Source organism: Aphanizomenon sp. UHCC 0183 (assembly GCF_009712065.1).
Classification (GTDB): domain Bacteria; phylum Cyanobacteriota; class Cyanobacteriia; order Cyanobacteriales; family Nostocaceae; genus Dolichospermum; species Dolichospermum heterosporum.
On sequence record NZ_VILC01000027.1, the window covers coordinates 13,173 to 26,160 of the forward strand.

Annotated in this window: 13 protein-coding genes and 1 tRNA gene; 6 read left to right on the forward strand and 8 right to left on the reverse strand. The window is 40.1% G+C overall.

The annotated features are described in order from the left end of the window. Positions 1-192 precede the first annotated feature (192 nt). The gene (locus tag FJR37_RS11595) at positions 193-405 is read left to right on the forward strand and encodes a hypothetical protein (RefSeq protein ID WP_039201729.1); all 213 of its coding nucleotides are present in this window, start codon (positions 193-195) and stop codon (positions 403-405) included. Positions 406-427: 22 nt separating this feature from the next. On the opposite strand, the gene FJR37_RS11600 is transcribed toward FJR37_RS11595, so the two are convergent. From FJR37_RS11600 to FJR37_RS11610, 3 genes are read right to left on the reverse strand one after another with little or no spacing between them, the layout of a single operon-like run. Continuing rightward, on the reverse strand, positions 428-958 hold the full coding sequence (locus FJR37_RS11600) for a hypothetical protein (protein WP_052149889.1): 531 nt from the start codon (positions 956-958) through the stop codon (positions 428-430). Beyond that, the gene (locus tag FJR37_RS11605) at positions 958-1,632 is read right to left on the reverse strand and encodes a response regulator transcription factor (RefSeq protein WP_039201730.1); all 675 of its coding nucleotides are present in this window, start codon (positions 1,630-1,632) and stop codon (positions 958-960) included. The genes FJR37_RS11600 and FJR37_RS11605 overlap by 1 nt, the downstream gene beginning before the upstream one ends. 20 nt (positions 1,633-1,652) lie before the next feature. Next, positions 1,653-2,630 carry a M20/M25/M40 family metallo-hydrolase gene (locus tag FJR37_RS11610; protein WP_168466082.1) on the reverse strand — a complete coding sequence of 326 codons (978 nt, stop codon included), beginning with the start codon at positions 2,628-2,630 and terminating at the stop codon, positions 1,653-1,655. A 137-nt stretch (positions 2,631-2,767) separates the two neighbouring features. On the opposite strand from FJR37_RS11610, the gene FJR37_RS11615 reads away from it, so the two are divergent. Both FJR37_RS11615 and FJR37_RS11620 read left to right on the forward strand, forming a co-directional pair. Continuing rightward, on the forward strand, positions 2,768-3,994 hold the full coding sequence (locus FJR37_RS11615; RefSeq protein ID WP_039201738.1) for a sulfite exporter TauE/SafE family protein: 1,227 nt from the start codon (positions 2,768-2,770) through the stop codon (positions 3,992-3,994). Then, positions 3,969-4,598, forward strand: a complete 630-nt coding sequence (locus FJR37_RS11620; RefSeq protein WP_168466083.1) for a hypothetical protein — start codon at positions 3,969-3,971, stop codon at positions 4,596-4,598. The genes FJR37_RS11615 and FJR37_RS11620 overlap by 26 nt, the downstream gene beginning before the upstream one ends. A 20-nt stretch (positions 4,599-4,618) precedes the next feature. Here the strand turns inward: FJR37_RS11620 and FJR37_RS11625 are convergent. Then, positions 4,619-4,691, reverse strand: a tRNA-Arg gene (locus FJR37_RS11625). Between the two features lie 747 nt (positions 4,692-5,438). Here FJR37_RS11625 and FJR37_RS11635 point away from each other — a divergent pair. Next, complete coding sequence (locus FJR37_RS11635; RefSeq protein ID WP_235335099.1) at positions 5,439-5,771, forward strand: hypothetical protein; 333 nt, start codon at positions 5,439-5,441, stop codon at positions 5,769-5,771. 88 nt (positions 5,772-5,859) lie between these two features. Here the strand turns inward: FJR37_RS11635 and FJR37_RS11640 are convergent, their stop codons facing one another. Further along, positions 5,860-6,198, reverse strand: coding sequence for a P-II family nitrogen regulator (locus tag FJR37_RS11640; RefSeq protein ID WP_039201734.1), 339 nt, complete (start codon positions 6,196-6,198; stop codon positions 5,860-5,862). Between the two features lie 160 nt (positions 6,199-6,358). Beyond that, positions 6,359-8,833 carry a cell division protein HetF gene (gene hetF / locus FJR37_RS11645; RefSeq protein WP_168466115.1) on the reverse strand — a complete coding sequence of 825 codons (2,475 nt, stop codon included), beginning with the start codon at positions 8,831-8,833 and terminating at the stop codon, positions 6,359-6,361. A 622-nt stretch (positions 8,834-9,455) separates the two neighbouring features. Between hetF and FJR37_RS11650 the strand changes: the two genes are divergently transcribed. Together FJR37_RS11650 and nblB are read left to right on the forward strand one after the other, a co-directional pair. Continuing rightward, positions 9,456-9,890 (forward strand): CBS domain-containing protein, encoded by a 435-nt coding sequence (locus FJR37_RS11650; RefSeq protein WP_039201742.1) that lies wholly within the window; start codon positions 9,456-9,458, stop codon positions 9,888-9,890. A 325-nt stretch (positions 9,891-10,215) separates the two neighbouring features. Continuing rightward, the gene (gene nblB, locus FJR37_RS11655; protein WP_168466084.1) at positions 10,216-10,878 is read left to right on the forward strand and encodes a phycobilisome degradation protein NblB; all 663 of its coding nucleotides are present in this window, start codon (positions 10,216-10,218) and stop codon (positions 10,876-10,878) included. An 808-nt stretch (positions 10,879-11,686) separates the two neighbouring features. Here the strand turns inward: nblB and FJR37_RS11660 are convergent. Further along, positions 11,687-12,205: a DUF456 domain-containing protein gene (locus FJR37_RS11660; protein ID WP_168466085.1), complete on the reverse strand. Its 519-nt coding sequence runs from the start codon at positions 12,203-12,205 to the stop codon at positions 11,687-11,689. A gap of 132 nt (positions 12,206-12,337) precedes the next feature. Then, positions 12,338-12,985, reverse strand: a complete 648-nt coding sequence (locus tag FJR37_RS11665; protein ID WP_053539115.1) for a cofactor assembly of complex C subunit B — start codon at positions 12,983-12,985, stop codon at positions 12,338-12,340. Positions 12,986-12,988: the final 3 nt, after the last annotated feature.

Below are 12,988 nucleotides of genomic sequence, written 5' to 3' on the forward strand. Positions count from 1 at the left end.
AACAGGAAAGACAGAATTGATACCTACTGAGTCTTGTATGGCTACGCCACGCAAGCTATCAAAAATCAAATAGGAGTCCTATAGATTTTTTAAACTATTTAAAAATCTTTCCGAATTCTTTACTTTTACCGCCTATCGTTAAGACTATGCAAGAAAACAATCTTGCTGAAACAAAATCAACACCATAAAACAATGAAAAGCACAACTAAAGCAATTTTCAGCCTTGGTTTAATCAGTTTTTTAACTTTGGGTGGAATCTGCCAGAACGCTTTTGCGGCTGAAGTTCAAGCTAATAATCATCACCATGCCATGATGAAAAAACATCCAGTTAGAAGCCGCAAACATAGACCAGTTAGTGGTAAAAAAAATATTTCTTCAATTCAACATCATTCAGTTAAAAAGTAATTCTGTTCCCACTTTTTAGTATTTACCAACTCATACTCTTACATAAAATCAACATCAAGGAACATAAAACAATGAAAAACACAACTAAACCCCAATCAAGTTTATTTAAAGTTTTGTTGAGATTTTCTAGTGATTCACTAGCTCTTACATATCCAATTAGCTTACCATCATTGCTGCCAATTATGGGTGATGTAATTGCGATAATTGGATTTTTACCTGATTGAAGTTGTTTTCTTACATGAGGATAAAGAGGTAAATTTGGTAAATTTTCACCTTGTTGTTGCAGGAAATTTCCTTCTCGGTTAAACCATTGTAACCCTTGATGACGATTGGTAATATCTTGAACAGGAAAACCATTATCTAGTTCGATTTTACCATTAATATATTCTGAACTACCAGCAGTACCTTCCGCTAAATCAATTAATTTTTCGGTGATTTCTTGTTCAAGACTTTGAGTGACAAAAATCCTGACTGCTGATGTAAATACTCCTAATATTGACCCAAATACTAATAAATAAGAGAATAATAAGCGATATTTAATTGCCCACAGCATTAGTTATTTCCTAAACGATATCCGATACCATAAACAGTTTCGATAATTTTTTCAGATGCTCCCACAGCTTTTAATTTTTTGCGTAAATTATTGATGTGAGTTTTGACAGTATCTTCACCGGAAATTTTATCAAATTCCCATAATTTATTCAAAATAGATGTGCGAGTTAAGACTTGCTGGGGATTTTTCATAAAATACTCTAAAATCATATATTCTTTAGGTGTTAATAATAGAGTTTGATCTTGATAGCTAATATTAAAACTGCAAGGATCTAGTTGTAATTTACCATAAACTAGTATGGGGGGACGAATTTCTAAATTTCGGCGAGATAAAGCTCGTACCCGGGCTGTTAATTCTTCTAAATCAAATGGTTTAATTAAATAATCATCAGCCCCTGCATCTAATCCAATTACTTTATCTGCTGTCGTATCTCTGGCTGTGAGCATTAAAATTAGGGCGTTATATTTAATAGATCGTAAACGTTTACATAAACTAATTCCATCTAACTTTGGTAGCATTAAATCTAATAAAAGTATGTCATACTGTGTTGATTGACTATATTCCCAACCTTCAATTCCATCCTTGGCAATATCTACAACATAACGTTGATATTTTAAATCTTCTGCTAAGGGTTTGGCAATACGTTCATCGTCTTCCACAAGTAATATTTTCATAAGATTGACTCTGAAAGAATTTATTTTAACAAACTAGAAGTAGCATTAATAATGATTTGTGCTGCACCTGTAAAAAATTCCCTGTGGATATTTTCAGGAATATCACTAGGTTGATGGTAATGAGGATTACGTAAATTTGCAGTATCTGTAACCAGAACAGCCCCCACTCCTTGATACCAAAATGGAGCATGATCACTGCGGAGGGTATCTGGTGTTAATAAACCTTTGAAGGGAATCGGTAATTTGAGAATTTTTGGTAAATTCTCACTGGAGTTGGAAAAAGTATTTAATAAAGGTAAGGTTTCTAAATCACCGACTACTGCTAAAAAATCTCCTTTGTCGCTAGGTGGGGTTACAGGCAAGCCAGTCGGATATTTTTGACAACCAGAAGTATAACAAGCGTAACCCACCATATCTATAATAATTGCGCCTTGAAGATTTTTTAAATGGGTTGGTTGGCTCACAAAAGCTTTACTGCCTAAAAGTCCTGTTTCCTCTTGATCAAAAAATGCTAATTGTAATGTTTTCGGTGTAGAAGCAGAATTAAAAAGTCTGGCAATTTCTAATATTACAGCTATACCAGTGGCGTTATCATCTGCACCCGGAGAGGCAGGAACTGTGTCATAATGGGCGGCAATGAGAATTGCTCCGGCGGTTTTGTTTGTTCCTGGTCGTTGGGTAAAAATATTTACACCTTGAGGAAATTTTTCTAGTTGAGGTTGCCAGCCAAATTTGCGTAGTTCATTTGTGATGTATGAACGAGTGTACATTCGCTCCATTTTGCCATAACGCTGAAAATTCAATTTTTGAACATGAGCGAAAAGTTGATTACTATCAACCAATAGAGTATTATTCACATTTCGGGGTGTCCCTGGGGTTTGAGGCTGCTGTACAGGAGCGTTTTTAACTATCGGGACAATCTCCGATTGCGGAAAAAAACCGCCAATAGTCAAAACAATCATGACCCCTAGCAACACCCACAACCATTTCTTGATCATGATTTAACCCCAACTATAGGAAATCAAATATTAAAACTACACCAAGTTTGACAGCTTGTCTTTTGACATGGACATCATGATCAGAGATGTAAAAAGTATACTTTCCCAATTGCCAATTCCCAGTTCCCATCATGAATATGCTAGATTTATTACTCATCACATTACTAGGTTTCTTGGGCAGTTTTGGACATTGCTTTGGAATGTGTGGACCCTTAACAGTAGCTTTTTCTCTTTCTAAACAGCAGGAAAATCCAACTTGGCAACAGCAATTAAAGTTTCATACCTTACTCAACTTGGGGCGAATGTTGAGTTACGCTTTAGTAGGTGCTGGTATTGGCACAATCAGTTCGGTATTAGTAGAAGGTGGACAACTTGCAGGAGTCGGTAGTGATTTGCGGCGTTGGATAGCCATAATTACAGGCATAATTCTGATTTGGTTTGGTTTAGGACAGGTGAAACCAGATTTATTACCGCATATTCCCCTACTACACCCCATCTTAAAAGGGAATTTACACAACCGTCTCAGTGCAGCCATGCTCAAGTTATCTGCACAAACTCAATGGTGGACACCGACACTTTTGGGCATGACATGGGGATTAATGCCCTGTGGTTTTTTATATGCGGCTCAAATTAAGGCTGCGGCGACAGGGAATTTGTGGCAAGCAACAGCGACAATGTTAGCTTTTGGAATTGGCACGCTGCCCATCATGCTAGGTGTAGGTGTTTCTACGGCTTTAATGAGTAAAGATCGCCGCAGTCAATTATTTCGCTTGGGTGGTTGGCTAACTCTAATAATTGGGGCTATTACCCTCTTACGAACGGGGGATACCATGACAGACTATAGCGGACACGCTTCTCTAATTTGTTTAATTCTCTCATTGATTGCCCGTCCTGTGAATAGTTTTTGGTCTGCACCTCTGCGTTACCGTCGAGCTTTGGGAGTTGGGGCTTTTGTTCTGGCTGGGGTACATACTATTCATCATGTTGAACATTCTCTAGCGTGGAATTTCAACGCTTTTTGGTTTTTAAAGTTAGAATTTCAATGGGGGATGATTGCAGGAGCTATGGCATTATTATTAATGCTTCCTGCTGCTTGTACAAGTTTCGACTTTCTGCAAAAGTCATTAGGTAAGCGTTGGCGACAAATTCATCTCCTGAGTGTACCAGCTTTGTTATTGAGTGCTATTCATACGCTGATGATTGGTTCTCATTACCTGGGTGCTTTCAGATTAAGTTGGCAAAACCAGTTAGCAGCCGTGTTCCTGGGGATAATTATTTCTGGTGTATTATTAGTGCGCTCACGGTATTTTTGGTTATATTTACATCTAGAAAAATTTTATGTTCCTCCCAATAAGTCGCGGTAAATTGACTCGTTCTACTCAATGTAACAGCAAAATCAGGTATCTATTATTATTAATTTTATCTAGTTTGATAGTTACTACAAATACTCAAGTTTTAGCCCACACGGTGAAAATATCCGAAGATGTGGGTGGTACTGTCCATTTAGAACCTAATGATAATCCCCGCGCTGGGGAAGTTACTCAAACTTGGTTTGCCCTGACGCGAAAGGGTGGTAAGGTAATTCCTTTAAAAGATTGTAATTGTCGGTTGGCTATTTATGCTGAACCTCATGTAGCAGGAGAACCAGCATTAATTGAACCTCGATTAAAATCTATTCAGGCTGAACGGTATGAAGGCATACCAGGAACAGAAGTAACTTTTCCCAAACCAGGGGCTTATCAGTTGCAATTGAGTGGTAAACCTGTGATTGAGGGAAGTTTTAAACCTTTTGAGTTAAAGTTTGTTGTCACTGTGGCTACAGGAAAGGCTGTAGATATTTCTCAACCGGGGCAAAATGTCAACGAGAATCAGCAAGGAACAAAAATTGGTTTAGTACAACCTTTAATTTGGTTGGGAGTTTCGTTAATTTCAGGTGGTATTGTAGTTTTTTTGAGACAAATTAAGTAAAAGTACAAAGAAAATAAAAATGAGCGCGGAGGGATTCGAACCCCCGATCTACAGGACCGGAACCTGTTGCTCTATCCACTGAGCCACGCGCCCTTATACCTCTATTACCATAGCACACTTTTTCAATTTAAATAAAATTAAATTATGAGTAATTTACTGGGTCAACGGGTGTAAGTAATTGGACAAAAATATTTACAGTCATTGCGAGCGAAGGGAAGCAATCACAACCCTGGCGATTGCTTGATTTCACTTCGTTCCATTTGCAATGACATTGTGTAACTAATTCTGTCTCACTACTTAAGCCTGTAGAACAGCAGCGATCGCTTGTCCTTTCTGTACAGTTTTTCCTTCACTAACATATAATTCTAGTGTGTCCATAGAGGGTGGTCATCGCCCGACTATGGCTGATAATCAACATAAACAGGATTATGCCTGACCTGTGGCAAGATTTAACACAGCGATTCAAACCGAATTCCTATTCATGGCAGTAATTACGGGTAATAAAATGATTTATTGAATATTACAATTACAGCAAATTGTCATCAAACCCGGAACAAGAACCCCACCCCCAACCCCCTCCCCGCAAGCGATGAGGGGGCTAAGATGTACCTTATATGATTGGAAATCGCTGTATGAGCGATCGCAATAGTGGCTGTGTAGTAACACACTTTATTATTTTGGGTATCCTATTAAAATGGAAACCATGAATAGTTATTGATACTAGCAGTGCGAAACCGTCAACTCCCTTATTTTTTATTTTCTTTGACTTTAGTGATCATAATTGGCTTTGTTAAGTTCTTAGATAAATCCCCAAGTTTTCCCTGTGAAAAAGGGGGATTTATGGTTAGCCAAATTACACAATCTTATATCCATCCTGAGAAAATATTAGTCCGTCCCTGGTTGGGTCAACATCATGTATATGCTGTATTTATGCTGCCAAATAACTATGTATATGATCGGCTTATCAAAGTTAATTTACCAGTCAATAAAACCTTTTGTGGAACTACCGTTAAATTCACTCAAGCTATAGATGACATTAATCTTCAACCAGGACATTATTTAGTCAGGGGATATTTACAAACACGCACTGCACTCCAATATATCTTTGCAGGCAAAATAAATGACTTAAAGCAAGTAAGTAATTGGCAATTACTTACCCACTTTGTCAAATAAAGATAAAAAAACGCTGCTGATTTTCTGTTTTCACAGCCAGGGACTCAGCAACGCTATTTTTTAATCCACAGTATTAACTACTGACTACTTACACAGCTTCAGTATTCTTTTCACCTGTTCTAATTCTCACAATTTGTTCAACAGGGGAGATGAAAATTTTACCATCACCAATTTCACCAGTACGGGCGGCGGCGATAATTTTATCTACAACCATATCAACTTGGGCATCTTCAACCACAATTTCCACTTTCAGTTTTTGGAGAAACTCCACAGTATATTCCGAACCCCGATAGCGTTCAGTTTGACCCTTTTGCCGTCCGAAACCCCGAACTTCAGAAACTGTCATCCCGACGATGCCCGCATTAACTAAGGCGATTTTCACTTCATCCAATTTAAATGGACGAATAATGGCTTCTACTTTTTTCATTTTTTTGATTCCTGACTTCTAATAACGTCGTTTATATATCTAAGCAGATTCATTGTCTCACACTGTGAATACAGCCATAGTTATTTAATTTCAGCCTGATGTATGGGATTTCGCACTTTTTTTACATTTCCCATTATGGACTATTTTTTGGCAAAAGTGATCACTTCGCCTGTCCCAGACTCTGCCAATCAGCGATCGCCTGTTCCGTCCATAGCCAATTTTGTGATAACCTCTCAATAGTAAAGTCTGCTGGTGCATTTTGAATCACCATCTGCCGCAGTTTAATCGCTTCCTGTAAATATTGCTGGCGTTTATCAGCAGGTTGATTCTTCGCCGATTTATATAAACCCAATGCTAACCCAGCATAAGCCGTCAAAGCCTCCGGTTCTCCCGCTATTTGGGGATATTTCATTGGACCTGAACCTTGATTCTGTTGAGGTTTTAAAGCCAAACTCAGCGACTTAAACCAAGCATCATTAGCATAATTGAGATTATCCTCTCCATAATAGGCAAATCCTAAAGAATTATTATATAAAAGAGAATCTGGCTGATTTTGTACAGCCCTAGCCCAATAACGACGGGCATCATCAATACTATACTTATTATTTTTCGTTTGGACTAACTGCCAAGCTAAACGCCCCCGGAAAAAGTTCACAGATGGATTTTCAGCATCCTGAACAGGAATCAAATTTAAAGCTGTTTCCGCAGCCGTAAAAGCCCCACGATTTAGTAATTCATTAATAGCATCCAACCCAGACTTTAAATTACCTTGACTCAACTGTGCCGTAGCTGTAGCCGTGACAATTCCCGTAGATGAATTAGCTAAATTAATGCGTGGATACTGATTACTCGTGAAATTTTCTCCAGGAATTGGTGGAACATCAGAAGACTTCTGTGCTTGTCGTTGATGCCACCACCAACCAATCCCCACAATTATAGTAATTACACCTGCTCCTACCAAACCATATAGCAACAAGGGTGATTTCATCCAGTAAGAGCGATTACCCTTGGGAGTAACAGGTGACGGTGATAACTGAGGATTTACCTCACGCTTCTCAAAATTCAAAGGAGTTGGTGTAATTTGAGTGGGGACATTTTCCCAATCTAAATTTTGTTTCGTGGGGGCAACCTGCATTTCCGACTGATAATGATGACTCTCCTCGATTAATTCCGCCTTCATGCTTGGTTCTTCTGGTTTAGCCACCGGATTGCCAAGCTGACGGAACAAATCAGAAACTATTGCCGAGTCCTCATTATAGCTAGGGTCATCATACTCAATCTCATCCACAAGATCACCCCAAGTATCCTCCCCTAGCCAGTCTACCTCCGTCGTTTCCTCTTCAAAATTATGATTAAGAATATCATCTATAGCCATTATACTTTCTAGATTACTGGCTACAGCAGAATAATTATCACTACTAGTCTGCTTAGGCGGCTGATACTCGTTCAGCAACTCAGAATAGCCAGATAAATTAACTTGTGGTGTCAAACAACCATCAAATTCTCGCTGAAGATACAAAATCGGCAAAGCCCAGTACATCTGTTGAGAACCATAGGCAGAAATTAAACCTTGACGGACTCGACTTACACATAAATCTAAAGCATAGCCCTGACCCAAATTGCGGTAAAACAACTGTGTCAGCGTCAGTGCTACCTCGTCAGGTATGCGTTCTGACATCGCCAAAATACTTCTAATTCCTCGTTTTACCAAACTTTCAGTTAAATTCCGTTCCCCTGAGTCTTCCGCTACCTCGGATCTCGCCCGATATGCCCCCAAACAGGAGTTAAACACTGCCACTTGAATATTATTATTCACCAGTAGCCCAGCTAAATCATCTCCATTGAGAGTTTCTGTTAAACCAGTTTTTTTACTCACTAAATAAATTTGTCCACCATTGCCACCCAAATTGCTGTGACCAGAATAGTGGAGAATATGGTAATGTCCCTGTTCTAGGGCTTGGGTAAGTTCTTCCCGTCCCGGTTGATCTAGAACAGTTAATTCAATTTCTGGTAGATGATGATTACCATCAGCCACCTTTAATGTTTGGCGGCGCAGTTCTGCCTTGAGATTAATGGCTTCTTGTTTGAGTAAATCCAATCGGACTAAATCAGTAGGCGCGGAAATGACCATTAACACTCTTATCCCCCGTGCTTCCGACGACGCAGGCAGATTATGAGTTGGTAAACGAGATGGTGGGGCAATCCCACTTTGGTAACGGGCAAAGGTAATATAAGGCCCAGTAGCTAAAGGGCGATCGCCAACGTGCATAATTTCCCACGGCAACCGCGCCAACCGCGTATCCTTCAGTCCCAATCTTAGCCGCAGCACCTGTTGGTGATTTTGGGCAATACCTTGGGCGGTAATCCAACTATCCCGCAGCGTCCCTTGAAACAACGCATTATACAAATCTTGTCCCAAGGCTACCAAGTTAACAGAGTTTCTGGCTACCATATTCCCCTGCAACACCGACTGCAAGGGATCATCCATTAAATCCCCTGCCGCAGTCAACCACTCAGCCACAGGCCAATGCACCAGTTCTTCTGCCACCGGCACTCCAGGCGCAACTTGTTCCGTCCTCACCAGATAGTCATCTTGCCCCACCGACGTTGCGGAAAGGTGAAATTCCTGGGTCACAACTTCTGCTCCATAAAACTTAGACAATGCTGATAGCACAACGTGGCGCAAGCCATACATTGCTGTTTATTTCCCGCCTCCACCAAGGTAGAATACTACTTCTTGTCCACGGGCGTAACTTTCGGGTGAGCCAACCGTACAAATTCCTTTCGTACATTCAGCAGGTTATAACCCACATTTAAATCCCCATCCATTATAATTATATCCCACATTCCCCAGATACCAAAGCAAATTTAGGAATTAAAAATTTAGGAGAGATCAAGGGTTTCGATAATTTTAGAGGGGGGGAGTGAATAACTACCTCGAAGTTCCTCGTTAAGTAGGTGTATTTTCTCTATAACTAGAAAGACTTTCTGAACCATTGTCAATTTCTCTTTTTGCTTCATAGGTAAATTATCTTCTTTTTTAACAAGACATATTTACTCTTATTTATCCCTGTCAATATTTCCTTTTTCTCCTCCTCATCTGTTTTCTGGTTTAAGTTCCTGCTACATCTATTTTCAGATGAAAAGTAACAATCTATTAACAGTATTTATTTGTCACCGATAATTTTCTACAATAGTGAAAAAGACTTTTATAAAAGGTGCAAGTTAAAAAAGTGTCTAAAACTGTTGCTGAAGTAATGAGTCGTGATCCTATTCTCGTCCATCCTCAAACTCCCTTAAAAGAAGCTATCCAAATTTTGGCAGAAAAACGAATTAGCGGTTTACCTGTAATTGATGACGCAGGTAAACTAGTGGGAATTATCTCCGAAACAGACTTGATGTGGCAAGAAACAGGTGTGACTCCTCCTGCATATATTATGATTTTGGATAGCGTGATTTATTTACAAAATCCTGGTGCGTATGAACGAGATTTACATAAAGCTTTAGGACAAACAGTAGGAGAAGTGATGAGTAAAAATCCCCTGACTATTTCTCCTGATAAACCATTAAGAGAAGCGGCGAAATTAATCCAAGATCACAAAGTTCACCGTCTCCCAGTCCTTGACAGTGTGGGTAAGGTCATTGGTATTCTAACTCGTGGTGATATTGTTCGCACTATGGCTGCTGACTAGTAGTCTGTCAACCCGGAAATGACGGGGGGTAGGGGAGGTAGGGGGGTAGGGGAAGTAGGGGAGGTAGGGGAGGTAGGGGAAGTAGGGGAAGTAGGGGAGGTAGGGGAGGTAGGGGAGGGAGGGGAGGTAGGGGAGGTAGGGGAGGTAGGGGAAGTAGGGGAGGTAGGGGAGGTAGGGGAGGGAAGAACAGAAGTTTTTTCCGATCATTACCCGTCAAAATAAATTTGACGAACTACTAGGTGTGGGGAAGTAAGAGCAATATTCTTTTACAACTGACAATTGACGACTGACAACTGACAACTGACAACTGACAAGGGACTATTAAATGAGTGTATCTGCTGATAGTATAAAAGAGTTACTGCGTTCTGACAATTTAGGCGATCGCTTGCGTGCAGTTAACCAAATTCGGGATCTAGAACCACAAATCGCTTTAGAATTAGTCCAAATTGCCATTCAGGATAAAAGTGCGCGTGTCCGTTATTCTGCTGTAAGTCAAATGGATACCCTGGGAACACAGGATTTACCATTATCCTTGACTATCTTACGGGGTTTATTACATGATCCTGAAGCAGATGTGCAATCCGCCGCAGCAGACTGTTTAGGTGCGCTAAAATTGCATGACGCTTTTGAAGACTTACAAAAGCTTTACCAGGAAACACCAGAATGGCTAGTCCAGTTTAGCATTATTGCCACATTGGGAGAATTAGGAGATCCACGAGCTTTTGAATTACTTACCCAAGCGCTCGCTTCCGATAATGGTTTAATTCAAACTGCGGCTATAAGTTCCTTCGGTGAATTGGGAGATCCAAAAGCAGTTGCCCTCTTACTTCCATACAGCACTAACTCAGATTGGCAAGTACGTTACAGAGTTGTACAAGCTTTGACTCGCTTAGATAGTGATGAAGCTAAGTCTATTCTAGCAACTTTGGTGAATGACGAGGTGGAAGCGATTTCCAAAGAAGCAAAAGCTGGTTTACAGTTAGTTTAATCTAGTAGTTGCGTTTAGAGACTTCCAATTAAAAAAATATCCCAAAATTTCTTGTGGTGCAGGCATCTTGCCTGCTAATAATACAAGGATGGGCATCTTGCCTGCTAATAATACAAGGACGGGCAAGACTTGTACTGAGCTTGTCGATAGCGTAGCGTGGCGTTAGCCATAGTATGCCCATCCCACAAGATTGGATAGCGAACGCGAGTGCGTCCCGGAGGGAACTAGCGCTGCTGCAAGCAGTTCATCCTTTTTGTGGAGTTCTCTTATAGAGATATCCGGTAAGCGTAAAACTCAGTGTCTTTAGACCTGAGATATAAGCGACTCGTGCAGTTTTAACCGCATAGAGTTTTTCTTTTTATAAAGATTGGTTAAAATGAGCAAAGGTTTATCGCCTTTGTATTTGATGATGTTATACTATTCACAACAGGAATGGTAATCAACCTGTATAAAAACCTAACTGCCTAACGGCAATCTGTACCTTGACAATTGAGGATATAGGGTTCTATTCCATAGTTTTAGTTTCCTACCCAGGAATAGGTAAAATCTTCATGGGAGCTAGACAACACAGAATTTAAACTCAAGCAAAATTTGCAGTAATGCAACTACCTTCGGGCAGAGGGAAAGTTAACGCTTGGGGAGAGAACCACCTCTGGCTTAGATACCGCAAGGGTTCTAAGTTAAGTGGACTCGTTGAACCAAGAATCTCAGCGGCTTTAGCCGCTGAGAGTGTCAATAACTAAAGCGCAACTTCTCACCTAATTTCTCTGAATAACCTGATTTTTGATTGATACACAAACTTTGATTATTAACCACCATATACCTGCGGCCAAGTCGTCAATAAAAATACTATCACCGCACTGATAGCTAAAACACCTTGAATCAAATTCCCCACAACCGTTCCCACAGTAATTCCTATCCCAGCTTTTACCGCAGGCCATAATCGTCTTTGGTAAAGGAACTCACCTACAATTGCTCCTAACAGTGGTCCAAATAAAATTCCTAACAACGGTCCACCAAAAGGTAAAGCAGGTAGTAATCCAAAAAATCCCAGTAACAAACCCACAAACGCGCCAATTTGTCCCCACTTACTAGCACCGGCTTGTTTTGCTCCTATATAACCAGCAAGGAAATCAACTCCTGTACTCAGAAGTAAAACAATGATTGTCACAATCAGGGGAATTTTAATAGCTGCAAAGGAATTACTCACGATTCCCCAGATAATAATAGATATTAAAATCAAACTACTTCCAGGTATAGCTGGAACTACAGCGCCAATAATACCTACTAACATGACAGCAACTAAGAGTAAATAAATAATTTGCATAATTCATAATTCATAATTTTTATTAGTATCGAGATAATCTCGTTCCCAGTCTCTGACTGGGAATGTTCACCACGCGGCTATGCCGCTATTAACGGGAGGCAGAGCCTCAAAATCGGCATTCCTAGCCAGAGTCTAGGAACGAGAATCACCAAGGGTTACAGCTAATTTATCGGCAATTCCCCCAATCCAGTTTTCATCTTGTTTAGTGTAACTGCGGGGAGCATTTGCCGCTAAAATTAAAACCCCTTCTTTACCAATAGGTTGACAAATTACACCTTGTGTATTTTCTGGCAAATAATCAAATTCGATTTTACCAGGATAGACATACAAAGCCACTAGATAAATTGGCTTTTGTGTTTCTAATACTTTTTTTAAAATTGTTCCTGGGACTACTTCCGATTTAGCAGCCAAAATACCACGACGTAATAAAACTTTACCTTGATAGTAGACTATGAGCGATCGCGTCACTGTATTTGTTAATAATAACCGCGATGCCCAAGCTAATTCTATTTTCGCGGCTTCTGGTAAATCTGCTGCTAGAAAAAATCCCTCTTCCCCAATCAATTCTACTGTTTCAGGTGTACGCGGCTGTACCTGTTGCCAAATTAAACCAGTTAAAATTAACACCGCGCTCAGAATTACCCCCAGCACATCTCCTCGTGCTTGGGAGTTTGTCAGTTGCGGTGTTAACAACCGATTCATTAACAAAAGCACAGCACCTAAACCCCCAACAACTAAGGGTAAACGCCGTAAAACTCGATTAGGATCTGATTTAGTCATTAG

Coding starts and splice junctions, on each gene's coding strand:
- nblB (WP_168466084.1), top strand. CDS start 10,216: ATGAGTGTATCTGCTGATAGTATAAAAGAGTTACTGCGTTCTGACAAT.
- FJR37_RS11615 (WP_039201738.1), top strand. CDS start 2,768: ATGCTAGATTTATTACTCATCACATTACTAGGTTTCTTGGGCAGTTTT.
- FJR37_RS11665 (WP_053539115.1), bottom strand. CDS start 12,985: ATGACTAAATCAGATCCTAATCGAGTTTTACGGCGTTTACCCTTAGTT.
- FJR37_RS11635 (WP_235335099.1), top strand. CDS start 5,439: ATGGTTAGCCAAATTACACAATCTTATATCCATCCTGAGAAAATATTA.
- FJR37_RS11600 (WP_052149889.1), bottom strand. CDS start 958: ATGCTGTGGGCAATTAAATATCGCTTATTATTCTCTTATTTATTAGTA.
- FJR37_RS11595 (WP_039201729.1), top strand. CDS start 193: ATGAAAAGCACAACTAAAGCAATTTTCAGCCTTGGTTTAATCAGTTTT.
- FJR37_RS11650 (WP_039201742.1), top strand. CDS start 9,456: ATGAGTCGTGATCCTATTCTCGTCCATCCTCAAACTCCCTTAAAAGAA.
- FJR37_RS11620 (WP_168466083.1), top strand. CDS start 3,969: ATGTTCCTCCCAATAAGTCGCGGTAAATTGACTCGTTCTACTCAATGT.
- FJR37_RS11605 (WP_039201730.1), bottom strand. CDS start 1,632: ATGAAAATATTACTTGTGGAAGACGATGAACGTATTGCCAAACCCTTA.
- FJR37_RS11610 (WP_168466082.1), bottom strand. CDS start 2,630: ATGATCAAGAAATGGTTGTGGGTGTTGCTAGGGGTCATGATTGTTTTG.
- FJR37_RS11640 (WP_039201734.1), bottom strand. CDS start 6,198: ATGAAAAAAGTAGAAGCCATTATTCGTCCATTTAAATTGGATGAAGTG.
- FJR37_RS11660 (WP_168466085.1), bottom strand. CDS start 12,205: ATGCAAATTATTTATTTACTCTTAGTTGCTGTCATGTTAGTAGGTATT.